Source organism: Corynebacterium sp. HMSC071B10, assembly GCF_001814825.1.
In the GTDB taxonomy this organism is placed as follows: Bacteria; Actinomycetota; Actinomycetes; order Mycobacteriales; family Mycobacteriaceae; genus Corynebacterium.
On the sequence record NZ_KV817993.1, the window covers coordinates 74,542 to 99,525 of the forward strand.

The 24,984-nt window shown below is 65.1% G+C and carries 20 protein-coding genes; 9 read left to right on the top strand and 11 right to left on the bottom strand.

The genetic code is table 11. From position 1 onward, the window contains the following. Positions 1-5 precede the first annotated feature (5 nt). Together sufB and HMPREF2990_RS03490 are read right to left on the bottom strand one after the other, a co-directional pair. On the bottom strand, positions 6-1,451 hold the full coding sequence (gene sufB, locus HMPREF2990_RS03485; RefSeq protein WP_070762718.1) for a Fe-S cluster assembly protein SufB: 1,446 nt from the start codon (positions 1,449-1,451) through the stop codon (positions 6-8). Further along, positions 1,438-2,172, bottom strand: a complete 735-nt coding sequence (locus HMPREF2990_RS03490) for a helix-turn-helix transcriptional regulator (RefSeq protein ID WP_070762719.1) — start codon at positions 2,170-2,172, stop codon at positions 1,438-1,440. The genes sufB and HMPREF2990_RS03490 overlap by 14 nt, the downstream gene beginning before the upstream one ends. 262 nt (positions 2,173-2,434) lie before the next feature. Here HMPREF2990_RS03490 and mptB point away from each other — a divergent pair, with 262 nt between their 5' ends. From mptB to HMPREF2990_RS03515, 5 genes are all read left to right on the top strand, one after another. Beyond that, a complete protein-coding gene (mptB, locus tag HMPREF2990_RS03495; RefSeq protein WP_168167119.1) occupies positions 2,435-4,033 on the top strand; it encodes a polyprenol phosphomannose-dependent alpha 1,6 mannosyltransferase MptB in 1,599 nt (532 codons plus the stop codon). Positions 4,034-4,038: 5 nt separating this feature from the next. After that, positions 4,039-4,965 carry an ABC transporter ATP-binding protein gene (locus HMPREF2990_RS03500; protein WP_070762720.1) on the top strand — a complete coding sequence of 309 codons (927 nt, stop codon included), beginning with the start codon at positions 4,039-4,041 and terminating at the stop codon, positions 4,963-4,965. Positions 4,966-5,097: 132 nt separating this feature from the next. Beyond that, positions 5,098-5,799, top strand: coding sequence for an ABC transporter permease (locus HMPREF2990_RS03505; protein WP_083316991.1), 702 nt, complete (start codon positions 5,098-5,100; stop codon positions 5,797-5,799). 126 nt (positions 5,800-5,925) lie between these two features. Then, on the top strand, positions 5,926-6,909 hold the full coding sequence (locus tag HMPREF2990_RS03510; protein ID WP_246817419.1) for a COX15/CtaA family protein: 984 nt from the start codon (positions 5,926-5,928) through the stop codon (positions 6,907-6,909). 40 nt (positions 6,910-6,949) lie between these two features. Next, on the top strand, positions 6,950-7,903 hold the full coding sequence (locus tag HMPREF2990_RS03515) for a zinc-binding dehydrogenase (protein ID WP_070762722.1): 954 nt from the start codon (positions 6,950-6,952) through the stop codon (positions 7,901-7,903). Here the strand turns inward: HMPREF2990_RS03515 and HMPREF2990_RS03520 are convergent. Beyond that, on the bottom strand, positions 7,900-8,826 hold the full coding sequence (locus HMPREF2990_RS03520; RefSeq protein WP_210399961.1) for a heme o synthase: 927 nt from the start codon (positions 8,824-8,826) through the stop codon (positions 7,900-7,902). The two genes, HMPREF2990_RS03515 and HMPREF2990_RS03520, sit on opposite strands and share 4 nt — an antisense overlap. 443 nt (positions 8,827-9,269) lie before the next feature. Between HMPREF2990_RS03520 and tkt the strand changes: the two genes are divergently transcribed. From tkt to pgl, 4 genes are all read left to right on the top strand, one after another. Continuing rightward, entirely contained in the window at positions 9,270-11,351 is a 2,082-nt protein-coding gene (gene tkt / locus HMPREF2990_RS03525; protein ID WP_141757787.1) for a transketolase, read from the top strand. A 101-nt stretch (positions 11,352-11,452) separates the two neighbouring features. Next, positions 11,453-12,550 carry a transaldolase gene (gene tal / locus HMPREF2990_RS03530; protein ID WP_070762755.1) on the top strand — a complete coding sequence of 366 codons (1,098 nt, stop codon included), beginning with the start codon at positions 11,453-11,455 and terminating at the stop codon, positions 12,548-12,550. A gap of 16 nt (positions 12,551-12,566) precedes the next feature. Further along, positions 12,567-14,114 (top strand): glucose-6-phosphate dehydrogenase, encoded by a 1,548-nt coding sequence (zwf, locus tag HMPREF2990_RS03535; RefSeq protein WP_070762725.1) that lies wholly within the window; start codon positions 12,567-12,569, stop codon positions 14,112-14,114. Between the two features lie 21 nt (positions 14,115-14,135). Then, positions 14,136-15,809: a 6-phosphogluconolactonase gene (pgl, locus tag HMPREF2990_RS13325; protein ID WP_070762726.1), complete on the top strand. Its 1,674-nt coding sequence runs from the start codon at positions 14,136-14,138 to the stop codon at positions 15,807-15,809. A 66-nt stretch (positions 15,810-15,875) separates the two neighbouring features. Here the strand turns inward: pgl and secG are convergent, their stop codons facing one another. The 8 genes from secG to uvrC form a co-directional block, all read right to left on the bottom strand. Next, complete coding sequence (gene secG / locus HMPREF2990_RS03545; RefSeq protein ID WP_070762727.1) at positions 15,876-16,112, bottom strand: preprotein translocase subunit SecG; 237 nt, start codon at positions 16,110-16,112, stop codon at positions 15,876-15,878. Positions 16,113-16,227: 115 nt separating this feature from the next. After that, positions 16,228-17,010 (bottom strand): triose-phosphate isomerase, encoded by a 783-nt coding sequence (gene tpiA, locus HMPREF2990_RS03550; RefSeq protein ID WP_070762728.1) that lies wholly within the window; start codon positions 17,008-17,010, stop codon positions 16,228-16,230. A gap of 39 nt (positions 17,011-17,049) precedes the next feature. Next, complete coding sequence (gene pgk / locus HMPREF2990_RS03555; RefSeq protein WP_070762729.1) at positions 17,050-18,267, bottom strand: phosphoglycerate kinase; 1,218 nt, start codon at positions 18,265-18,267, stop codon at positions 17,050-17,052. Between the two features lie 115 nt (positions 18,268-18,382). After that, entirely contained in the window at positions 18,383-19,393 is a 1,011-nt protein-coding gene (gene gap / locus HMPREF2990_RS03560; protein ID WP_070762730.1) for a type I glyceraldehyde-3-phosphate dehydrogenase, read from the bottom strand. A gap of 393 nt (positions 19,394-19,786) precedes the next feature. Then, complete coding sequence (whiA, locus tag HMPREF2990_RS03565; protein WP_083316985.1) at positions 19,787-20,803, bottom strand: DNA-binding protein WhiA; 1,017 nt, start codon at positions 20,801-20,803, stop codon at positions 19,787-19,789. An 85-nt stretch (positions 20,804-20,888) separates the two neighbouring features. After that, a complete protein-coding gene (gene yvcK, locus HMPREF2990_RS03570) occupies positions 20,889-21,866 on the bottom strand; it encodes a gluconeogenesis factor YvcK family protein (protein ID WP_070762732.1) in 978 nt (325 codons plus the stop codon). A gap of 42 nt (positions 21,867-21,908) precedes the next feature. Further along, the gene (gene rapZ, locus HMPREF2990_RS03575; protein WP_083316986.1) at positions 21,909-22,829 is read right to left on the bottom strand and encodes an RNase adapter RapZ; all 921 of its coding nucleotides are present in this window, start codon (positions 22,827-22,829) and stop codon (positions 21,909-21,911) included. A 61-nt stretch (positions 22,830-22,890) separates the two neighbouring features. After that, positions 22,891-24,963: an excinuclease ABC subunit UvrC gene (gene uvrC, locus HMPREF2990_RS03580; protein WP_070762733.1), complete on the bottom strand. Its 2,073-nt coding sequence runs from the start codon at positions 24,961-24,963 to the stop codon at positions 22,891-22,893. Positions 24,964-24,984: the final 21 nt, after the last annotated feature.

The following is a 24,984-nucleotide window of genomic DNA, read 5'->3' on the forward strand; positions in this document are numbered from 1 at the left end:
TGGGTTTAGCCCACCGATCCTTCCATTTGCAGCTCGATGAGACGGTTCAGTTCCAGGGCGTACTCCATCGGCAGCTCCTTCGCGATGGGCTCGACGAAGCCGCGCACGATCATGGCCATCGCTTCCTCCTCTGCGATGCCTCGGCTCATGAGGTAGAACAACTGCTCCTCGGAGACCTTGGACACCTTCGCCTCGTGTCCGAGAGTGACGCGGTCATTACGGATGTCGTTGTACGGGTAGGTGTCAGAGCGCGAGATGTCGTCCACCAGCAGCGCGTCACACTCTACGTTGGACTGGGAGTTGTGCGCATTCGCGTTGACCTGGATCAACCCGCGGTATGCGGAACGGCCGCCACCGCGAGCCACAGACTTCGACACCACCGAGGAGGAGGTGTGCGGGGCCATGTGAGTCATCTTGGCACCGGTGTCCTGGAACTGGCCCTCGCCGGCAAAAGCGACAGAAAGGACCTCGCCGCGAGCGTGCTCGCCGGTCATCCAGACAGCCGGGTACTTCATGGTCACCTTGGAGCCAATATTGCCGTCGACCCACTCCATGGTCGCGCCTTCTTCAGCCTTCGCGCGCTTGGTCACGAGGTTGTAGACGTTGTTCGACCAGTTCTGGATGGTGGTGTAGCGGCAGCGGCCGCCCTTCTTCACGATGATCTCCACCACTGCGGAGTGCAGCGAGTCGGACTTGTAGATCGGCGCGGTGCAACCCTCGACGTAGTGCACGTACGCGTCCTCGTCCACGATGATGAGGGTGCGCTCGAACTGGCCCATGTTCTCGGTGTTAATGCGGAAGTAGGCCTGGAGCGGGATGTCCACGTGGACCCCCGGCGGCACGTAAATGAAGGAACCACCGGACCACACAGCCGAGTTCAGCGCGGAGAACTTATTATCGCCCGCGGGAATCACGGTGCCGAAGTGCTCCTTAAACAGCTCCTCGTGCTCGCGCAGCGCGGTATCGGTGTCGACGAAGATGACGCCCTTTTCCTCCAGGTCCTCGCGGATCTGGTGGTAAACCACCTCAGATTCGTACTGAGCGGCCACACCCGCGACCAAGCGCTGCTTCTCCGCTTCGGGGATACCGAGCTTGTCGTAGGTGTCCTTAATGTCTTCGGGAAGGTCGTCCCAGGAGGTCGCCTGTTCCTCGGTTGAGCGGACGTAGTACTTAATGTTGTCGAAGTCAATATCCGACAGGTCCGCGCCCCAGGTGGGCATCGGCTTCTTTTCAAAGATCTCGTGCGCCTTCAGACGCTGGTTCAGCATCCACTCCGGCTCGTTCTTAATACCCGAGATGTCGCGCACCACGTCCTGGTTCAGGCCGCGGCGCGCGGAGGCACCAGCGACATCGGAGTCGTGCCAGCCGTAGCTGTACGCGCCGATAGAGTCGATGATCTGCTCATCGTTCATCGGTGTTTCGAGACCGGGTGCGGGGTTAGCTTTCGTCATTATCTCCGCTCCTTTCAGTATGGGTTCCCGCCGCCGTAGCGGTAGCGGCAAGAGGAATATTCGTCGTGCAGATGCCATCGCCGTCAGCGATCAGCGCCAGGGGCTGCACATGCGTGCCCACGAGCGCCGAGATGGCTTCGTGTTCTGCCTCGCAGATCTCCGGGTGCGCCGAGGCGACGTCAGAGACCGGGCAGTGGTGCTGGCAGAGCTGGATGCCGTTGCCAGCAGAGGTCACCGTGGCTGCGTAACCGTGACGATCCAACACCTCGGCGATCGCCTCCACGGTCGCCTTGGTTGCCTCCTCACCGGAAGCGGCATCGGAATCTCCGTTTTCCGCAGCGTTTGCCTCTGCGAGGACTTTCTCAATCCGTGCCCGGGCAAAGTCGCGCACTGCGCGCTCTCCCCCGAGCTGCTTAATCATCTCCACGGCGTCGACGGCCAGGCCGTCGTAATGCGTGCCAAATGAACGCCGCCCACTTTCGGTCAGCCGGAAGTACTTCGCGGGACGTCCCCGCGTCGCTTCCTCCCCAGCAACGACGCGCGGATCGCACGTCTCTGCCAGGTCGTCCCCGAGAAGTTTGTCGAGGTGGCGGCGCACACCTGCGGCAGAAAGGCCTAGTTGCTCGGCGATGTCGGTGGCGGTCACCGGGCCAAGCGTTAACAGCGCACGCATCACGTCGCCGCGGGTGTCTGCCCCTACTGCTCGATGCTGCTCGGCCATTGCTTCACCTCAGCTTCCTTTGATTTCCACATTGCTCGCGCGCAAAAGGACGTTCCTTTCGCCTTTACACAACAGTAGTGTTTCCAAATTATTCCTGCCGCGCGGGGTCCCCCCGGCGTGTCACCGCCTGCTTTCACCCGCCCCTGGTGGCCCCTAGAATGCTGAAGGTGTGACCCCACCGCACCACACCGCCAAGGACCGGGGCGCACACGAAGCAGCACGGTCCGCCTTTTCGCCAGGCCTGGTCGAGGCGCTACCCCGCCTGGGCACGGCCGGTTCGCGCTCAGCGCTGCTGCACCGCGCTGACCTTTCCGACGCTGGTGTTGCGGCCTCCACCATCGAGCTCAACCGCTTCGCACTGTTGCGGTGGCTCGGTGCACTCGGCACGCTACTGATGGGCCTGGGTGGGCTCGGCGGCGGAGCCCTACCGGTGGTGGACAACCCCTGGTTCGATCTGCCTGGCGGCCAGCTCATGGGCAGGATGATGCAGACGTCTTCCTCCGTGGTGCTGATCGGTGTCGGCTGCCTCGTTGTGGCGTGGCTGCTCATGGGCCCCTTTGTGGGTGCGGGCACCAAACACTCGCGCATCAGCGCGCGGGTGATCTTCCGCACCTTTCTCGTCTGGGCCGCGCCGCTGTTCCTCACCGCTCCCCTGTTTACCCAGGACATTTATTCTTACTTGGCGCACGGCTCCATCGTGCGCCAAGGCCTCGACCCCTACGCCGCAGGCCCCGTGGAGATCCTCGGCACGGACAACCACCTCGCGCGCTCCGTCCCCTTCATCTGGGCGCACTCACCGAGCCCCTACGGCCCGGTCGCGCTCGGCATCGCCTCGGCGATCTCGTGGATCACCCAAGACTCCATCTACTTCGGCGTGCTCGCCCACCGCGCAGTCTCTTTCGTCGGCGTTATCGCAGCGGCCTGGGGCATCCGCGCGCTCGCCGCGCGCTGCGGCGTCCACGGTGCCACCGCCCTGTGGCTCGGCGTGCTCAACCCGCTGACCATCCTGCATCTGATCGGCGGGATCCACAACGAAGCGGTCATGCTCGGCTTTCTCCTCGTCGGCATGGAGCTGGGCCTGCGCGGCGTCGACGAGATCGCACAGCGCTCACGCAATCTGCGGGGCTGGGCGCTGTTCCTCGGCTCGAGCGCGCTACTGACCTGCGGCGGCATGGTCAAGGTTACAGGGTTCGTCGCCCTCGGGTTTACAGGCATGGCGCTGGCACGGCTCTGGGCAGGAAACGGGAGTAAGCGGGCGTCGATACGCGCCATCGGGTGTGCCGCACTCATCCAGACCTGCGTCCTTGTTCTCACAGTGGCGGCTGTGTCGCTAGCCACGGGCATCGGGCTCGGCTGGGTCACCGGGCAGGGCGGCGCGGCGTCGATACGCAGCTGGCTCTCGGTCACCACCGATATCGGCGTGCTGAGCGGGCGCCTCGCCATGCTGCTCAACCTCGGCGACCACACCGATGCCATCTTGAGCATTACCCGCGGCGTCGGCCTGCTTATCGCCGGCGCGTTCCTGGTGCGCATGCTCTGGGCAACCTTCAAAGGCTCGATCCACCCCGTCGGTGGGCTCGGTGTAGCCACACTCGTGCTCGTCCTGCTGTTTCCGGTCGTCCACCCCTGGTACCCGCTCTGGGGCATTCTGCCGCTGGCGGCGTGGGCGAACCGCTTCTTCTTCCGCGCGAGCGTCGCCACCTATTGCGCCGTGTTCAGTTTCCTGGTCCTGCCCCGCGGGCTCGCGCTCCCGCCGGGCACAGTGGCCACCATCTATCTGGCCGCCGCCTGCTATTTCGCCCTCATGTGCGGCGGCGCATGGCTGTGGTACCGGTGGCGCGCCGGGCGCGGGCTACACTAGCGCTCATGGAAAATGATGCCCTGGTAGTGAGCAATGTGGTGAAAACTTTTGGTCACACCCGCGCCGTCGACGGCGTGTCCTTCCGCGCGCGTCAGGGCCAGCTGCTTGCCCTGCTCGGCCCGAACGGCGCCGGCAAGACCACGACGATCGAGATGTGCGAGGGTTTTACCAGCCCTACCTCGGGCAGTATTCGCGTGCTCGACTTCGACCCGGCCACCGAACCGCAGAAAGTCCGCGACCGGATCGGCATCATGTTGCAGGGCGGTGGCTCCTACTCTGGGGTGAAGCTGCGCGAGATGCTGCGCCTGGCGGCCTCCTACAACAAGGACCCGCACGATCCTGACTGGCTCATCGAGTTGCTCGGTCTTGAGGGCGTGGCCAACACCACCTACCGCAGACTTTCGGGTGGCCAGCAGCAGCGTCTCTCGCTCGCGCTCGCGATTATCGGTCGCCCGGAGCTGCTGTTTCTCGACGAGCCGACCGCCGGCATGGACGCCCAGTCCAGGCTCGCCGTCTGGGACCTGGTCAACGCCTTAAAACGCGATGGCACCACCATTGTGCTGACCACCCACCTGATGGACGAGGCGGAGACGTTGGCCGACCACATCGTGATTATGGACCGCGGCCGCGTCGTCGCCGACGGAACAATGGCCGAGCTCACCTCACACGATGACTACCCGCTCGTCTCTTTCACCACCGCCACTGAGCTCGATGTGCCCGCGTTCAACACCCAGCTCAAGCCACTTGGTGTGTCCGCCGAAGCGCTGCGCCCGCTTTCCTACCGGGTGCGCGGCAGCGGCAGCCCCGCGCTGGTCACCGCGCTCGCCCAGGCCGCGGAGCACCAGGACGTGCTCATCCGCGAGCTGGGAATCTCGCACCGCAACTTAGAAGCCGTCTTCCTCGACATCACCGGCCGCGAGCTGCGCAGCTAGCGCCTTCACAAGCCTTCACCAGAAAAGGAGTAGATCACCGTGAGCACTGCGTCACCGGACACCCCGCGCCCCGCGAGTACGCTCCCGCCCGGGACGTTTACCCCCAACCCGCAGCGCGCATCTGTGCTGGACATGGCACTTGCCCAGGGCAAGATCGAATCGAAACTCATGCTGCGCCACGGCGAGCAACTGCTGGTCAACATCCTGATCCCCGGGGCACTCCTGGTGGTCGCGGCGGTCGTGCCCATCTTCGCCGATACGGACTTCAACCAGATTGTCCCCATGGTGTTCGCTGTTGCCGCCACGAGTGCCGGGTTTACCGGTCAGGCGATCGCGCTCGCCTTCGATCGACGCTACGGGGCGCTGAAACGCACCGGTGCCTCCGGGGTGCCGCCGTGGACGATCATCACCGGCAAGATTATTGGCGTGCTCGCCACAGTCGCGGTACAGATCGTCGTCCTCGGTGCCCTGGCCTTCTACCTAGGGTGGCGCGCAAGCGCGCTCGGTATCGTGTGCGGGCTTTTTACCCTGGTCGTCGGCGTGGCAGCGTTTAGCGCGATGGGTCTGTTGATGGGCGGCACCTTAAGCTCCGAGCTCGTGCTCGCCCTGGCCAACCTTTTCTGGCTCGTACTCATGGGGATTGTCGGCTGGGTCCAGTACAGCGGCGACATTGGGCAGGCGGGTGCCTGGAACCTGGTCCCCACGGCCGCCCTGGCGGGCGCCCTGACCAAGGCGCTCGCGGTCGCGTTCAACTGGCAGGCCTGGCTTTCACTGCTGTGCTGGACGGTCGCAGCAATGGCCGCCGCCGCCCGCTGGTTCCGCTTCGACGGATAACCGCAGCGCCCGCACTGCAGTGCGGATCCCCTTGTTTTCCGCAGTATGCGATAAGCTGTGGACGACACTTTCCTCATCCGAAAGTTGCATGCATTCTCTCCAAGATTTCGAAAGGGAGCGCGTCTCGTGAAGTCGACGCAGGTGGATTCCACACACACTCAGTCCCAGGCGCTCGCAAGCCAGCCTGATGGCCCTCACACCACCGGACCGTCAGGACCCTCGCTCAAGGTCCAGCGAGTGCTGGCCATGATTCTGCTGCTGTGCCAGAGCGGGATTACCGTGACCGGCTCGCTGGTGCGCGTCACCGGCTCCGGTCTGGGATGCGACACCTGGCCGCTGTGCCACGAGGGCTCCCTTGTACCGGTCGCTGGCGCGGCCCCCTGGATCCACCAGGCCATCGAGTTTGGCAACCGCCTGCTCGCCATCATTGTCGCGGCCGTCGCGATCGCGGTACTCGTCGCCGTCTACAAGGCGCAGCGTCGCAACGCGATCAAGGCACTCGCTGCCGTATCCCTCGCAGGCGTGGTGCTCCAGGCCATCATTGGCGGCATCTCCGTCCACCTGGACCTGCGCTGGTGGGCCGTGGCCGTGCACTTCCTGCCCTCGATGGTCCTGGTCGCCGTGGCCGCTGCGCTGTACATGCGCATCGCGGAGCCGGACGGGGTCGAGCCGACTCGTGTGTTCCCTAAGGCTGCGAGCACGTGGGCGATCATCGCCGCGATCGCGCTCGCCGTGGTGCTGATTACCGGCACGATGGTCACCGGCTCTGGCCCGCACTCGGGCGATGCGGACGCGGGCATGCACGGCCGCCTGGAGATGGACACCCGCATGCTGGCCTTTGTGCACGCGTTCTGCCTTTACCTCTACCTCGGCGCTACTGCGGTCGCTGTCTGGCTGCTGCGTAAGGCGCAGGTGCCGAAGGACGTGATGCGCACCGCGATCGTGCTCATCGTGCTCATCCTCGTCCAGTGGGCGATCGGCGTGATCCAGTTCCAGCTGGGCGTGCCCCGCTGGACCATCCCAGCCCACATCGGGATGTCCTCGATGGTGGTGGCCTTCACCACCTTCCTGTGGGCCCACGGCGAGCGCCGCCTCCCCACGCTGGTCTAACCTGCAGCATGCTTCCTGCCCGCCGGGGTAACCTGTGGCTATGCACGCCATAGTCACCGAATCCCCCGGCGGGCCGTTGCTTTTCACCGACATTGCTGGCCCCACCCCCACTGTGGGCCAGCTGCTTATCGACGTCACGTATGCCCACATCCAGCCTCCTCTCCCCAAAGCCGACGCTGGCACAGTCGTGGGCTCCGCCGGGTGCGGCCGTGTGGCAGAGGATCCGGAGGGCGAAATCGCCCCCGGTACGCTCGTCGCGTTTGCGGACGCACAAGGTGCGTGCGCGGAGCAGGTCGTCGTCACCCGCGAGCGCGTCGCCGCCGTGCCCGAGGGGATTGATGAGGCGGTGGCCGCCTGCATGCTCGCCCCGGGCATGGCCGCGCACGCGATGCTCTACAGCGTGCGCGAGACGAAAGACGGCGACACGATGGTGATCACCGACGGAGCAAGCGAGGTGGGGCTGGCGCTCACGCAGCTGGCAGCAGCTGCGGGCGCTACCGTCTTTTCCGTCGTGCGTGATGGCTCCGGCGAGGAAGCGGCGTATGACGCCGGCGCGACGGGGGTGTTCCGCTACTACGCTGATGCCGCGCAGCGTATTTGTGAGGCCAACGGCGGCCGTGGCGTCGACGTGGTCTACGAAGCTCATTCCGGCGCACTTCCAGGGGCGATCCACCCTCTGCAACTCGCACTGGAGGCCTGCGCACCACGCGGCCTCATCTGCGCCTACGGGCAGGTGGACGCAGACGAGCAGAGCGCACGCGTCGGAATCGCGGAGCTCGAGCGCCACGGAGGTCTGTACCTCACGCACGCCTCGCTGCCGTGGTATACGCAAACAGCAGACGAGTTCCGGTACCACTCACAAGCGGTGACCCGCGCTGTTGAAGACGGCACGCTGCGTTTCCACGTGCGCGAGGTCTTCCCCCTCACCGAGGCAGCCACGGCCTTTGAGGCTGCACAAGCAACCGGGCCCGGCTGCGTCGTGGTACGGATTTAGAAGTAGCTGGCGATGGTGGGCAGCCCCAGCACCGCGTCAACCGACAGGCCCAAGAAGAGCGCTGCGAGGTAGTTGTTGGACAGAATGAACAACTTCAGCGGCTTGACCTGCTCGCCGCGGCGCACACCCTGGTGCAGGCGGGTCGCCATAACCAGGAAGGCGATACCGGAAACCAGCGCGACGATGAGGTAAATCCACGAGGTCGCTGGCACGAGCGCGAGCGAGACGATGACCGTCCACCAGGAGTAGAGCACGATCTGGCGGGTGGTTTCCTCCTGGGAGGCCACCACGGGCAGCATCGGGACCTCGGCGCGAGCGTAGTCCTCGCGGTACTTCATCGCCAGGGCCCAGGTGTGCGGCGGGGTCCAGAAGAAGATGATGAGGAACATCACAACCGCCTGCCACCAGCGGTCGGGCGAGCCGTCAGTCACGTTGTCACGGATGACCGCCCAGCCGACCAGCACCGGCATGCAGCCGGCCGCGCCGCCCCAGATCACGTTCTGCCACGTCCTCCGCTTCAGCCACTTGGTGTAGACGAAGATGTAGAAGAAGTTGGTAAAGATGATGAAGGCGGCGGCGAGCCACGAGTTGCACAGGATGCCGAGCCAGAGCACGCTGGCGATGAGCAACATCCAGGCGAACACGGCGGCGCGGGTCTTGGTGATCTTCGCGCGGACCAGCGGGCGGGCGCGGGTGCGTCCCATCTTCTGATCAATGTCGTAGTCGGCCACCATGTTGAAGGTGTTGGCTGCGCCGGCACCCATCCAGCCGCCGAGCAGCGTGGCCAGGATGAGCCACACGTTGACGCTGCCTCGGTCGGCTTGCAGCATCGCCGGGATTGCCGCGACCAAGAGAAGTTCAATGACCCTCGGCTTCGTCAATGCGAAATACGCCTTCACGGTCTCCAAAAACTTCTCCTCCAAACAACACGTACCGCCCTCGCGGCGGCCTTACTTACTTCCACGTTGACGCGATCGTGACTTACTTCCACGTTGACGCGATCGTGCGCGGGGTGCGCACGCGGTCGCGTCCTTGAGGTGCCATAGGGCCTGCGATACTAGTCGGATCGCGGGGCCGGAAAGTTCCCGTCGGCGCTACCGCATCTGGGAGCGCGGGCTGGATCTGCTCCGCCCGGCATCATTCCTTTGGTTGATGTTAGCCCTTGACCTGTCCACCTCCCAATCGGACACGCGCCGGAAAAGGTGATGAGTGGAACACCGGTGACGCTCGGCCGACTACACTGTGACAGGCAAGCGCACAACCGGGCGGGTTTGCCCGCGTGAGCGCGCGTTTTGTATATAAACATCGCAACCGATTGAGTGAGGATACTGTGACACAGTCGACCCTGCCCCCGGAACTTCAAGCCATGACCGTCCGCAATTACCCGGACGATTGGACGGAGACCGACACCCGCGCGGTAGACACCGCCCGTATCCTCGCCGCCGATGCGGTCGAGCACTGCGGCTCCGGCCACCCCGGTACCGCGATGTCGCTGGCTCCTTTGGCTTACACGCTGTACCAGCGCGTCATGCGCCTGGACCCCACCGATCCGAAGTGGGCGGGCCGTGACCGCTTCGTGCTTTCCAACGGGCACTCCTCGCTTACCCAGTACGTCCAGCTCTACCTGGGCGGCTTCGGGCTTGAGATGGAAGACCTGAAGCAGCTGCGCACCTGGGGAGCAAAGACGCCGGGTCACCCCGAGTACAACCACACCGACCACGTCGAGATCACCACTGGCCCGCTCGGCCAGGGCCTGGCCTCTGCCGTCGGTATGGCAATGGCGGCGCGCCGCGAGCGCGGCCTGTTCGACCCGGATACCCCGGCGGGCGAGAGCCCCTTTGACCACTACATCTACGTGGTTGCGGGCGACGGCTGCCTGCAGGAGGGCGTGACCTCCGAGGCCTGCTCCCTGGCGGGTACCCAGCAGCTGGGCAACCTGATCCTGTTCTGGGACGACAACCGGATTTCCATCGAAGACAACACGCAGATCGCGTTTACCGAGGACGTTATGGCCCGCTACGAGGCCTACGGCTGGCAGACGTTGACGGTGGAGTCCGGTGAGGACGTCGCGGCGATTGAAGAGGCCGTGGAAAAGGCCAAGGCGGAGACGACCAAGCCGACGATCGTGCGCGTGAAGACCGTCATTGGCTTCCCGGCCCCCAACCTGCAGAACACGGGCGCAGCACACGGCGCTGCACTCGGCGCTGAGGAGATCAAGCTGGTCAAGGAAGCGCTCGGCTTTGACACCGACGTGGACTTCCCGGAGGAAGACGAGGTCATCGCGCACACCCGCAAGCTTGGTGAGCGCGCAGCAGCCGTCCGCAGCGAGTGGCAGCAGCGCTTCGACGCGTGGGCGGAAAAGTACCCCGAAAACAAGGCACTGTTCGACCGTCTGACGGCGCGCGAGCTGCCGGACGGCTGGAAGGACGAGTTCCCCACCTGGGAGCCCGACGCCAAGGGCGTGGCTACCCGCAAGGCTTCTGCAGCGGCGATCCAGGCCGCGGCGGCTGCCCTGCCGGAGCTGTGGGGCGGTTCCGCCGACCTCGCTGGCTCCAACAACACACTGATCAACGGCGCTCCGTCCTTTGGCCCGGAGTCGATCACCACGGAGATGTTCACCGCAGAGCCTTACGGCCGCAACCTGCACTTCGGTATCCGCGAGCACGCGATGGGCGCGATCATGAACGGCATCGCCCTCCACGGCGGCACCCGCGTCTACGGCGGCACCTTCCTCATCTTCTCCGAGTACCTCTACCCCGCCATCCGCGTCGCGGCCCTGTCCGGGATCGACGGCTACTACGTGTTCACCCACGACTCCATCGGGCTCGGCGAGGACGGCCCGACCCACCAGCCGGTCGAGACGCTCACCGCGCTGCGCGCCATCCCGGACCTAGCAGTGATTCGCCCGGCCGATGCGAACGAGACCTCCGCGGCTTGGATCGCCGCACTCGAGGGCCGCGAACAGCCGAAGGCACTCGCCCTGTCGCGCCAGAACCTGCCGGTGCTCGAGGGCACCAAGGAGAAGGCCTTCGAGGGAGTGGCCAAGGGCGGCTATGTGCTTGTCGACGGGGCGAAGTCCACCCCCGACGTCATCCTCATCGCCTCCGGCTCCGAGGTCCAGTACGCCGTCGAGGCAGCGAAGCTCCTGGCCGAGGACAACGTGTCGGCCCGCGTGGTCTCCATGCCGTCGATTGACTGGTTCCTGGAGCAGTCTGAGGAGTACCAGGAGGAGATCCTCCCACGCGCGGTCAAGGCGCGCGTGTCCGTCGAGGCAGGCACTGCGATGCCGTGGCACCGCTTCACCGGCGATCACGGCCGCAATGTTTCCCTGGAGCACTTCGGTGCTTCCGCCCCGGGCGCGGAGCTCTTCGAGCGCTTCGGCTTTACCACCGAGCACGTTGTCGAGGCGGCACGCGCCTCACTTGAATCTGTTGCAGCGCAAAACTAACCACGGCAGGTAGAAAGGGGCTGGAACACCAGCCCCTTTTGTCGCCCCAACTACGAAAGGCACACCATATGGCACACGAGAACCACAACGGCAAGCACGCGATGGTCGCGACCAACCGTATTTACGACATCGGGACCTCCGTGTGGCTCGATGACCTCTCCCGCGACCTGCTCCACGGCACCGAGAACTTCGACCTGTTCCTGCTGGAGCGCAACATCTTAGGCATTACCACCAACCCGGCGATCTTCTCCGCGGCGATTAGCGCCGGCGGCGACTACGACCGCCAGCTCGAGGAGCTGCGCGCAGAGAACGTCACCGCGGAGGAAGCCGTCTACCGCATGAGCATCCTTGATGTGCAGGAAGCCTGCGACGTGCTCGCCGGGGTCTACCAGGACACGCACGGCCGCGACGGGCGCGTTTCCATCGAGGTAGATCCCCGCTACGCGCACGATGAGGAGAAGACGATCAACCAGGCGCGCGAACTGTGGAAGCAGGTGGCCCGCCCGAACGCGATGATCAAGATCCCGGCCACCGACGAGTCGCTGCCCGCGATCACCACCGCGCTGTCAGAGGGCATCAGCGTGAACGTCACCCTGATCTTCTCTGTGGAGCGCTACAAGCAGGTCATCGACGCCTACAAGAAGGGCCTGGAGCTCGCCGCCCAGCAGGGGCGCGACCTCGAGGAGATCCACTCCGTCGCCTCCTTCTTCGTCTCGCGCATGGACGTCGAGGTGGATAAGCGGCTTGAGACCATCGGTACGCCGGAGGCGCTCGCGCTACGCGGCAAGGCAGGTATCGCTAACGCGCGCCTGGCCTACCACCTGTTCCTGGACTCCTTCAACGACGTCGACGAGCTGCCGCCGCGCGCAAACAAGCAGCGCCCGCTGTGGGCCTCGACCGGTGTGAAGAACCCCGAGTACCCGCAGAACATGTATGTTGTCGAGCTCGCAGGCCCAGACACGGTCAACACAATGCCGATGGATACCATCAACGTGGTCAACGAGATGGACCAGCTCAAGGGTGACACCTTGACTTACGCCGACGAGAACGCCCGCGAAGTCTTTGCCGGGCTGGAGAAGGTCGGCATCGATTTGGACGATGTCGTGGCAGTCCTCGAGCGCGAGGGCGTGGAGAAGTTTGTCACGGCGTGGCAGGAGCTGCTTGACTCCACCGAGGAAAAGCTCAACGCGGCGAAGTAAAGGAGACGCGTCGAAGGTGAACGAAGACAGGGAAGCACAGGTGCAGCGGGGCAATCCGCTGCGCTCGGCCGTCGATAAGCGATTGCCCCGTATTGCTGGCCCCTCCGGCCTGGTGATTTTCGGGGTGACCGGCGATTTGGCGCGCAAGAAGCTGCTGCCGGCGGTCTACGACCTGGCAAGCCGCGGCCTGCTGCCCGCAGGCTTTGCGCTCGTGGGGTTCGGCAGGCGCGACTGGTCGAAGCAGGAATTCCAGGACTACGTGCGCGAGGCTGTGCAGGCGCGCGCCCGCACCGAGTTTGACCAAAACGTCTGGGACCGGCTTGCCGACGGGATGCATTTCGTCTCCGGCGCATTCGACGACGATGCCGCCTTCGATGCCCTTGCCTCGACCCTGGCCGAGGCGGACCGCCGGCAGGGCGTTGACGGGAACTGGGCTTTCTACCTCTCGGTGCCCCCTGAGCACTTCGCGGGTGTGGTGCACCAGCTCGACCGCTGCGGGATGGCCAAGCCTGCTGAAGATCAGTGGCGCCGCGTGATCATCGAGAAGCCCTTTGGGCACGACCTGGCTTCGGCAATGGAACTGAATAAGGTGGTCAACACGGTCTTTCCGGAGCACGCGGTGTTCCGCATCGACCACTACCTGGGCAAAGAGACCGTGCAGAACATCATGGCGCTGCGCTTTTCTAACCAGCTCTTCGAGCCCATTTGGAACGCGAACTTCATCGACCACGTGCAGATCACCATGGCCGAGGACATCGGGCTTGGCGGCCGCGCCGGCTACTACGACGGCATCGGCGCTGCTCGCGATGTGATCCAGAACCACCTCATCCAGCTGCTCGCGCTCGTGGCGATGGAGGAGCCGACCTCGTTTTCCCCGCGCCAGCTGCGCGCTGAGAAACTCAAGGTCCTGCGCGCGACCTCCCCCACCGGCCCCTTTTCCGAGACGACGGCCCGCGGCCAGTACACCGCAGGCCTGCAGGGGTCTGTGCCGGTGGTGGGACTGCGCGAGGAAGAAGGCTTCGATCCGGACTCGAAGACGGAGACCTTTGCCGCCTGCACGTTGGAGATCAACTCGCGGCGCTGGGCCGGTGTGCCCTTCTACCTGCGCACCGGCAAGCGGCTCGGACGCCGCGTGACAGAGATTGCGCTGGTGTTCAAGCGCCCGCCGTACCAGCCCTTCTACCCGGATCAGACGAACCTGCTGACCAACAACGCCGTGGTCATCCGCGTGCAGCCGGACGAGGGCGTGCTCATGCGCTTCGGTTCCAAGGTGCCGGGCGTGGGCCTGGAGGTGCGCGACGTGAACATGGACTTCTCCTACTCCGAGGCCTTCACCGAGCAGTCGCCCGAGGCCTACGAACGTCTCATCCTCGACGCACTGTTGGACGAGTCTAGCCTTTTCCCCACCAACTCCGAGGTCGAGCGCAGCTGGGAGATCCTCGACCCAATCCTGGAGTATTGGGACGAGCACGGCGAGCCCGACGAGTACGAGGCCGGTACCTGGGGTCCGGCGTCCGCCGACCGCATGCTGGAAAAAGACGGCCGCACCTGGCGTCGCCCCTAAACGCAGAAAGAAGGTTGCTTCGTGATTATTTCGCTGCCGGACACCACTACCCGCCAGATCGCAGGCGCGCTGCTCAAGGCGCAGGAGAACTTCTCCATGGCCACGGGCCGCGTGCTCACGCTGCTCGTCGCCGCGCCTGAGACCGAGGATTCGGAGGCAATCCTCGAGACGGTCCGCGCCGCTACCAGGGAGAACCCGGCCCGCGTGATCGTGCTGCTGCTTGGCGACGCCTCGGCGCCCACCAGCATGAACGCCGACCTCATCATCGCCGCGCACTCCGGTGCCTCCGAAATGGTGGTCATGCGGCTCTTCGGCGAGCTCACCGGCCACCTCGACGCGGTGGTCACTCCCCTGCTCCTTCCCGATACCCCGATCGTGGCGTGGTGGCCCGGGCAGGCACCTGCGAAGCCAGTGGCCTCGCAGCTCGGCGCGATCGCACAGCGCCGCATCACCAACGCGCGTGCCGACGACTCCGCGGAACCGCTGCGCACACTCGTCGAGGGCTACCACCCTGGTGACTCGGACATGGCCTGGTCTCGCATCACGCCCTGGCGCGGGGTCGTCGCCTCGGCCTTGGACCGCTACGCGGATGATCCGGTGCAGTCGGTCTCCATCGCCGGCGCCCCTGCCGACCCCGCCGTCCTGCTGGCAGCCGGGTGGCTCGCGGCCTGCCTCGACGTGGAGGTCACCTGCTCCCCCGTTGCGCAGCCGCGCAAGGGCGTGCCCGTCGAGCACCTGGCGCTGCACTGCGAGAAAGGCGATATCACCGTCGACGTCCTCGACGCGCACACCGCACGCGTGGCGGTCCCCGGCAGCCCCGCCTCGCATGTCGCACTCGGCGCGCGCTCGGACGCGTCCTGCCTGACCGAGGAGCTGCGCCATTTGGACGACGACGTCACCTACGCCCGCGCCCTCAAGGCCACCACGCTGGTGCGCGAGGCAGACTCCGCGCCCGCGCACGTGGTTGACGTGGCGCGCGTTGCGGATCGTCCCGCGCTCGTCGACGCCACGGCTGAGCGGCTGCTCACACTGCTCGCAGCAATCCAGGCCGATGCCGCCGGCGGGCTGCACGGCGACGGTATCCCCCGCGTCGTGCTCACCGGTGGCACCGCCGGCATCGAGCTGCTCGCGAAACTTGGCGAGCGCGCAGGCAGCAGCGATGTGGACTTCGCGCGCATCGAGTTCTTCTTCGGCGACGAGCGCAACGTGCCCGCAACACACCCAGACTCCAACGAGGGCCAGGCGCGCGACGCGCTGCTCGACCCGCTCGGCGTGCCCGCCGAGCGCATCCACGGTTGGGGCCTCGACGGCGACGAGATGGACGAGGCAGTTGTCGCGTACGAGCGCGCGCTCGACGAGTACGCGCCGCGCGGCTTCGACCTCCACCTGCTGGGTATGGGCGGCGAGGGACACATCAACTCCCTGTTCCCGGACACAGACGCAGTGCGCGAGTCCCGCGCACGGGCCTTGGCGGTGACCGACTCCCCGAAGCCACCCGCAGAGCGCGCCACGCTCACCCTGCCCGCGGTCCGCAGCGCCGAGCGCGTGTGGCTACTCGTCTCCGGTGCGGAGAAGGCCGAGGCCGCAGGCCACGTTGCCCGCGGGGCGTCGCCCGAGGACTGGCCCGCAGCTGGCGCGCGCGGCAGCCACGAGACGGTGCTCTTCGTCTCAGAGGATGCGGCAGGCGAGTTGTAGCGCTAGCCACAAAACGCAGTGAGCCCCTCCCAGCGAACTGGGAGGGGCTCTACGCAGTAGAGGTCTCTACGCGGAGTAGGTCTGCATCAGGTTCAGCGCGACGATGCACGCGATCCAGATCAGGCAGATCACGATGGTGTAGCGGTCCAGGTTCTTCTCCACGATGGTGGAGCCGGACAGGTTGGACTGCACGCCGCCGCCGAAGAGGCTCGACAGGCCGCCGCCTTTACCCTTGTGGAGCAGGACGAACACGGTCGCAAGCACCGATGCGATTACGAGCACGATCTCCAGAGCCAACGTCATGTGGGGCGATCCTCCACTTTCACTTTGGGGAATAATTGTTCAACCTGCATTAGCCTACACCATCACCACGCAAAGCCTTACGGCGGACACACGACGCGCGCGTGTCCGCCCGGCGTTAGGCGACGGCGTTTGCGGCTGCGGCCGCCAGCTTGGCAAAGTCCTCGCCCTTCAGCGAGGCACCGCCGACCAAGCCACCGTCGACGTCCGGCTGCCCGACGATCTCGGCGACGGTCTCGGTCTTGACGGAGCCGCCGTAGAGGATGCGGATGCCGTCGGCCGTCGCATCGTCGGCAAGCTCGCGGACGAGCTCACGGATCGCGTGGCAAACTTCCTGCGCGTCCTCTGCGGAAGCGACCTTACCGGTGCCGATGGCCCACACCGGCTCGTAAGCGATGACGGTGCGGTTGAGCTCCTCGGTGCTCAGGCCAGCCAGAGAGGCGCGGGTCTGCTCCTCCACGAAGCTGACGTGCTTGCCTTCCTCGCGGACCTCCAGCGGCTCGCCCACGCACACGATCGGCGAGATGCCGTGTGCAAGCGCCTTCTTCGCCTTCGCAGCGACCAGCTCGTCGCTCTCGTTGTGGTACTGGCGGCGCTCGGAGTGGCCGACAACCACCCAAGTGCAGCCGAGCTTCTCCAGCATGGCGGCGGAAATCTCGCCGGTGTACGCACCGTTATCGTGCTGGGAGACATCCTGCGCGCCATAGGTGATCTGCAGCTTGTCGCCCTCCACGAGCGTCTGGATCGAGCGCAGGTCCGTGAACGGGACGGTCAGCGCAACGTCGACAAGCTCGTAGCCATCCTTCGGGAAGGCAAAAGCGAGCTTCTGGGCGCTGGAGATGGCCTCAAGGTGGTCAAGGTTCATCTTCCAGTTGCCGGCAATAAGTGGCTTGCGTGCCATAAGTCTGTGTTCCTCTCTTCTAGGTACCGGGGTCCGGGACTACTTGGACAGAACGACGACGCCTGGCAGCTCCTTGCCCTCGATGAGCTCGAGGGAGGCACCGCCGCCGGTGGAGATGTGGGAGAACCCATCCTCATCCAGGCCGAGGGTGCGCACAGACGCTGCGGAGTCGCCACCGCCGACGACGGTGAAGGAGTCGTTGTTCTTGGTTGCAGCAATCATGGCCTCGGCGACAGCCTTGGTGCCGTCAGCGAACTGCGGGAACTCGAACACGCCCATCGGGCCGTTCCAGAACACGGTCTTGGAATCCTCGATGGCGGAAGCGTAGAGCTTCGCGGTCTCCGGGCCGATGTCCAGCGACAGCCAGCCCTCCGGGATGCTGTCCAGATCGAAGGTCTCCTTGGCCGCGTCCTTGTCAAACTTCTCCGCAACGGCGAGGTCGACCGGGAGGACCAGCTTGTCCCCGTAGCGCTCGATGAGCTCCTTGCAGGTGGCAATCATGTCTTCCTGCAGCAGGGAGTTCTGCACGTTGTGCCCCTGTGCCGCGAGGAAGGTGTAGCACATGCCGCCACCGATGACGACCTTGTCGGCCTTTGCCGCCAGCGCCTCAATCACGCCGAGCTTGTCCGAAACCTTGGACCCGCCGAGGACGACAACGTAGGGGTGCTCCGGGGCATCCTTGACTGCCGACAGCGTGGAGACCTCCTTCTCCACCAGGTAGCCGGCGTAGGCCGGGAGCTTCTTCGAAATGTCGTACACCGAGGCCTGTGCGCGGTGGACCACGCCAAAGCCATCGGAGACAAAAGCACCGTTGTCTGCGGCCAAGTCGGCCAGCTCAGCTGCGAACTCCTCGCGCTCCGCCTCATCCTTGGAGGTCTCGCGCGGGTCGAAGCGGACGTTCTCCAGCAGCAGGATCTCGCCTTCGGTCAGGCCGTTGGCGCGCTCGTGCGCGTCCTCGCCAGAGACGTCGCCTGCGAGCGCGACGAACTGACCCAGGCGCTCGGACAGCGCCTCTGCCACCGGCTGGAGCGAGAAGGCCGGGTTGACCTCGCCCTTCGGGCGGCCCAGGTGCGCCATCGCGATCACCTTTGCGCCGCCGTCAAGCAGGGCGCGCAGGGTGGGCAGGGAGGCGTCGATGCGACCGGCGTCGGTGATGTTGCCGTCCTCGTCGAGCGGGACGTTGAAGTCGGATCGGACGATGACGTGGCGGCCGTCCACGCCCTCGTCGAGAAGCTGCTGCAGTGTTTGCGTAGTCATCGGTGAATGCTCCTTGATAAGTGTGTCTACGGGGGACATGATACGCAGTTTTACGCCGAAGGCCCGGTGCATGCGATGTGCACGCACCGGGCCCATCAGCTGAACCGCGCGGGGTTTAGAGGTTGTCAGCGACGTGCTTGGTCATACGGACGTACTGGGAGGTGTAGGACCACTCGTTGTCGTACCAGGAGATGACCTTGACCAGGTTGTTGTCGATGACGCGGGTCATGCCAGCATCAAAGATTGCACCGTGGCTGTTGCCGATGATGTCGGAGGAAACGATCGGATCCTCGGTGTAGAGCATGGCGGTACCGAGCACCTCGTCCTCGGTGGCCTTCTTCACCGCAGCGTTGATCTCCTCTGCCGTGGCGTCCTTGTTCAGCTGCACGGTCAGGTCGGTTGCGGAGCCGGTGATGGTGGGCACGCGCATAGCGAAACCATCCAGCTTGCCCTCCAGCTCAGGCAGAACCAGCGCCACTGCCTTTGCAGCACCCGTGGTGGTCGGCACGATGTTCTGAGCAGCGGCACGGGCGCGGCGCAGGTCCTTGTGCGGTGCATCCTGGATGCGCTGGTCGCCGGTGTAAGCGTGGATGGTGGTCATCAGACCGGACTTGATGCCAAACTCCTCGTCCAGCACCTTTGCCAGCGGTGCGAGCGAGTTGGTGGTGCAGGATGCGGCGGAGATGATGTTCTTGTCGTTGGTGTAGTCGGTGTGGTTGACGCCCCACACGTAGGTGCCATCAACATCCTTGCCAGGAGCAGAGATGATGACCTTCTTCGCACCAGCATCCAGGTGTGCCTTTGCGGTGTCGCCGGAGCGGAACACGCCGGTGCACTCGAGCACGATGTCAACGTTTGCGTCGCCCCAAGCCAGCTTGGACGGGTCCTTCTCCTCGGAGACCTCGATGCGGCGGCCGTCAACGCTGATGGAGCTATCGTCGAACTCCACCTCGTGGCCGAACTGGCCGTACGCGGTGTCGTACTTCATCAGGTGTGCAAGGGTCTCGTTGTCGGTGAGGTCGTTGATCTTCACAACCTCGAGCTCGCCCTGGTACTCATCCTGGATGATGCGGAACGCTGCGCGACCGATACGACCGAAGCCATTGATGCCAATACGAGTAGTCACTGTCTAATACTCCTCTGCTGAGTCGAGTTCTACGGGGCACACGCTGCGCCCCTAGGTTCAGGCTCCTGGCGCCTACCCGCCTGCGGTTCAAACCCGTTGCTACCTGCAGGGTTACCGGGCGATTCGGCTTCCTTTTCGCCTGTCGGTGCCCAGTGTAGCGATGCACCCTCAACCCTGCATGGCTCCTGGACGGCTCCGCACGCGCGATTTGAGCGAACCAGAAAGGTACGCAAAACCGGGGGTACAAATGCCGTTTCTCCCCGATCATCGGTGCCCGATTCTTCGCGTCACCACACGCTTTGCCGACATCCTCCCCCGTCGTTCGGGCACCACACCGACAATGAGCACACCTTTAATAGTTGACGTAACTACATTATTTCCGTGTGCAATATGTCACATTTCGGATTCGTGCGACTTTTCCTCGTCGATCCCTGCCGTCGTTGGCGGAATTCCCAGCTCTTTCGCACGCTTATCCGCAAGCGACAACAGCCTCCGGATGCGCCCCGCCACCGCATCCTTAGTCATCTGCGGGTCCGCCAGCTTGCCCAGCTCCTCCAGGGAGGCGTGCCGGTGCTCGGCCCGCAGGTACCCCGCCTCCGCGAGGTGCTCAGGCACATCGTCGCCGAGAATGTCCATCGCGCGCTCCACACGGCGCGCCGCGGTCGCAGCCGCCTGCGCGGAGCGACGGGTATTGGCGTCATCAAAGGTAGCGAGGCGCTGCCCCGAGCGCGCACGCAGCTGCTTGCGGCGGCGCTTCTCGTCCCACTCCAGGCGCGAAAGCGGCGCGCCCATCCGGCTAAGCAAAATACCGATGGTCTCCCCGTCACGGATGTAGACGCGCTCCACTCCCCGCGTCTCCTTGGTCCGCGTCGGAATATCCAGCCGGCGCGCCAAGCCCACGAGCGCGAGCGCGGACTCCTCCGACGGGCACGCGACCTCGAGCGCCGAAGTCCTGCCCGGCTCCGTCAGCGAGCCGCGCGCCAAAAACGCACCGCGCCACGCGGCCTCGACGTCCGCGACTGGGCCGGAGACGATCGTGTGCGGCATGCCGACGACTGGGTGGCCTGATGCGGTGACCAGGCGCAGCTTCCGCACCACGTCGCGCATCCCGCGGCGCACAGTGACGACGCACTTGCGCTCCTTGGTCGCGGACCCCGGGGCAATGATGTCCATCTCCGCCTCGATCCCGGTGGTGGCGTGCAGCAACGTCACCAGCCGGCGCGCAACCTGCTCCTCCGCGAACTCCACGACCAGCGCAATGCCCTGCGGTGTGTCCTGGTAGCTGCCCGCGTAGCGGATCATGGCGGTGGCCTCCGCAATCTGCGCACTCGCATGCGTGAGGCGAACGTTGAGCAGCTCGTCTTTGACTTTCGCGGTCAGCGCCACCGTTGCCGTCCCCTTTCTGTTCATCTCTCGTTGGCCTGTATGAGCACACACAGGCGCGCGCACCTACCTCAGCTGTACTCAGCGAGGGCGCGCGTATCGACGCTTGATTCTAGCGCGCCCGGTACAACTCCAAAATCGCCTCCGCCAACTTGGCAGGGTCGTGCTTGTCCACCTGCTCGCCCTCCGGGGCGGGAATGTGGACGTCGCGAAACGCGATTCCGGCGCTCACCTGCTGCGCGGCACGCTGCAGGTGCCGACGCTCACCTTCTGAGGGCGAGATATGGTTGTCGGCCAGGAAGTAGTCGACGCGCAGCTCCGGCGCGTGCTGGTTAAACACCTGGATGTGGCGCTCGGTACTAAACCCTAAGGTCTCGCCCGCCTGGGGCAAGAGGTTGAGCATGACGACCACCATCGCGTCGGTAGAGTTCAGCGCCTCCACGATGCCCGGCACCAAAAGGTGCGGCAGCACCGAGGAGAACCAGGAACCCGGACCAATGGTGACGATGTCGGCGGAACGGATCGCCTCAATCGCCTCAGGCGAGGCCTCCGGCCGGTCCGGCAACAGGCGCACGCGGCGCACCTCGCCCGAGGTCGACGCCACGGCGGCCTGTCCGCGCACCGAGCGCAGCACCCGCGGATCATCGTCCAGCCCGGAGACATCCGCCTCGATATCCAGCGGCCGCGGGCTCATCGGGATCACGCGACCGACCGAGCGAGTCCACCGCGCCACAATGTCGAGGGCGTTCTGCATCCCGCCGAACTTCTCAGCCAGGCTTACCAGCATGAGGTTGCCCAGCGGGTGCCCGGCCATCACGCCGTTGCCGCCAAAGCGGTGCTGCAGCGCCTCTTGCCACAGCGTGCCCTCCTCGTCGTCAGCGGTCAGCGCGGCGAGCGCCATACGCAGATCCCCCGGCGGGATGATGGGAAACTCCCGGCGCAGCCGCCCGGAGGATCCCCCATCGTCGGCAACAGTGACCACGGCGTTAATCTCCGTGGCCTCGGCTTCGCGGGCGGCGAGCAGGGTCTGGTACAGGCCGTGACCACCACCCAGGCAGGTCAAAGCAAGACGCTCAGTAGACGAGCTCATCGCTTTCTCCTTTCACGCTGGGAAGTTAAAGAACCGCGGCACCTAGTGCCTCTTCAAGTCTCTGTGCAACACGCTGACATCCAGTTGCGGCTTCTTCCGCAGCCGCCGCCCGACCTCTTCGGCCACTGCCACCGAGCGGTGGTGCCCACCCGTGCAGCCGATACCGACGGTGATGAAGTCTTTCCCCTCGTGGCGGTAGCCGTCGAGCGTGCTGCCGAGCAGGCGCACGAAGTTTTCAATAAACGGCTCCGCATCGGCTTGGCCAAGCACGTAGTCGGAGACCGGCTTGTCCACCCCGCGGAACTCGCGCAGCTCTTCCACCCAGTACGGGTTCGGCAGGAAGCGGACATCCACGATCAGGTCCGCATCGCGCGGCGAGCCGTGCTTAAACCCGAAGGATTCCACGGTGACGTGCTGGCGTCCGGAGGCCAGCTCGCCTATCGACGCCTCGATCGAACGCCGCAGGTCATGCACCGACTGATTGGTGGTATCGATGATCACATCGGCGATCTCGCGCACCGGTTCCAGCTCTTTGCGTTCCCGCTCTATGCCGTGCTTGAGCGTGTCCTTGCCCTGCAGGGGGTGCGTGCGGCGCACCGAGTCGAAGCGCTGGATGAGCACCCCGTCGCGCGCTTCGAGGTAGAGCACGAAGGGGTTGTAGCCGCCCTCCTTGATCTTGGAGATCGTCTCCATCAACGAGCCATTGAACATGCGCGCACGCACGTCGGTGACCACCGCCACCTTCGCCACAGGCGATTGCTCACCGGTGGACATCTCCACCAGCTCCAGGATGAGCTGCGGCGGCAGGTTCTGGGAGACGAAGTAGCCCTTGTCCTCGAAGATCTTCGCCGCCGTGGACAGGCCACCGCCGGACAGCCCGGTGATGATGACGGGGTGCAAAACTTGCGCTGCGTTGCCCGATTGGCCCGCAGGTTGGGTCTGATGCTGGTGCGACTGCGTCATACACCACATCCTAACCGAGCCGACGCACGCACGCGGGCGGCTTTCGGCCCTAAGTTGCCCCTTAGTTGCCCTGGTGCAGGTGCTCGTAGATCGTCGCGGCGAGCTTCGGACCCACGCCGTCGACCTCTTGAATCTCCTCCACGGAAGCCGCCTTGATCTTCTTCACGGACCCGAAGTGCTTCACCAGCTCCGTGCGCCGCGCGGGCCCGAGTCCGGGGATCGCGTCAAGCGCAGAGGCGCGCATCCGCTTGGAGCGCTGCTGACGGTGGTAGGTGATGGCGAAGCGGTGCGCCTCATCGCGGATCTGCTGGAGCAGGTACATACCCTCGGAGTTGCGCGGCAGGATCACCGGCTCGTCGTCGTCGGGCACCCAGACCTCTTCCAGCCGCTTCGCTAGCCCGATGAGCTGGACGTCGACGATACCGAGCTCGTCGAAGACAACCTGCGCGGCGTCGACCTGTGGCTTGCCGCCGTCGACAATGTAGAGCTGCGGTGGGTAGGCAAAGCGCTTGTTGTCCGTGGTCTCGACCTCGGCGGCCTCCTCGGCGAACATCAGCGCCGCGCTTTCTTCGTCAGGGTTGGCCAGCTTGTCCTCGTTGTAGCGCTTGAACCTGCGGCGGGTGACCTCGGCGATCGAGCCGACGTCGTTGGAGCGGCCGTCGCCGGCGGCTTCCTTGATGCGGTAGCGTCGATAATCTTGCTTCTTCGGCAGGCCATCCTCGAAGACGACAAGCGAGGCGACCACGTCGGTGCCCTGGATGTGCGAGATATCGGTGCACTCCATGCGCAACGGGGCTTCTTGCATCCCCAGCGCATCCTGGATGTCCTGCAGGGCCTGCGAGCGCGCGGTGAGGTCGCCGACACGCTTGAGCTTGTGCTGGTGCAGGGCCTCGACCGCGTTTTTGCGCACCGTTTCCATCAACGCGGCCTTGTCGCCACGCTGCGGCACGCGGATGTCCACCTGCGCGCCGCGCAGGCCCTCGAGCAGCTCTGTGACCTCGGCCAGCTCGTCCGGTATCTCGGCGACGAGGATCTCGCGGGGCACGGGCTGCGGGGTGCGTATCGACGCCCACGATTCCTGGTCTACCCCGCGCCGCTGGATCTTCTCTTCCTCGCGCTTGCGGTCTTCCTCCTGTTCCTGACGCTGCCGCTCAACGGCATCCGAGTAGTACTGCACCAGGAAATTCTGCATGAGCACGGGCAGCGCCGGGTCCTTGTCGCCCTCCTCGAGACGCTCGGTGGAGCCAGGTTCGTCGCCGGTCTTCTCCACCACCCAGCCACGCTGCGCGCGGATGCGCCCGCCGCGTACATTGAAGATTTGGACGGCGGCTTCGAGCTCGTCGGTATCAAAGGCGATGATGTCGGCGTCCGTATCCTGGCTCAGCACCACGGTCTGGCGCTCCATGACCTTGTTGACTGCGCCCAGGTCGTCGCGCAGTCGCGCCGCCTTCTCAAACTCGAGGTTTTCCGCGGCCTCTTCCATCTGGCGCGTCATCCCGCGCACGAGCGCGTCCGTGTTGCCGGACATGAAGCCGAGGAAGCCGGCGACGATCGCCGCGTACTCTTCCTCGTCTACGCGCCCGACGCAGGGTGCGGCGCACTTGTCGATGTAGCCGAGCAAGCATGGCCTGCCCAGCGACTCGTGACGGTTGTACACACCATTGCTGCAGGTGCGGATGGGAAAGACGCGCGTGAGCAGGTCGAGCGTTTCGCGCACGGCCCACGCATGTGAGTACGGGCCGAAGTAGCGCACTCCCTTGCGTTTCGGCCCACGGTAGAAGAAGGCGCGGGGGAAGCGCTCGCGCACGCTCACCGCGAGCATCGGGTACGTCTTGTCGTCCCGGTACATCACGTTGAACCAGGGGTCGAACTTTTTAATCCAGGTGTACTCGAGCTGGAGTGCTTCCACCTCGCTGGAGACCACCGTCCATTCCACGGATGCGCCGGTAAAGACCATCTGCCGGGTCCGCGGGTGTAGGTGCTCCGGGGGCTGGAAGTAGTTGTTCAGCCGCGAGCGCAGGTTCTTTGCCTTGCCCACGTACACGACGCGCCCGTTCGCGTCGCGGAATTTATACACGCCCGGGTCGGTGGGAATCGTGCCTGTCGCCGGGCGGTAGTCCTGCGGGTTTGCCAATCAGCTCGTCCCTTTCCGTTG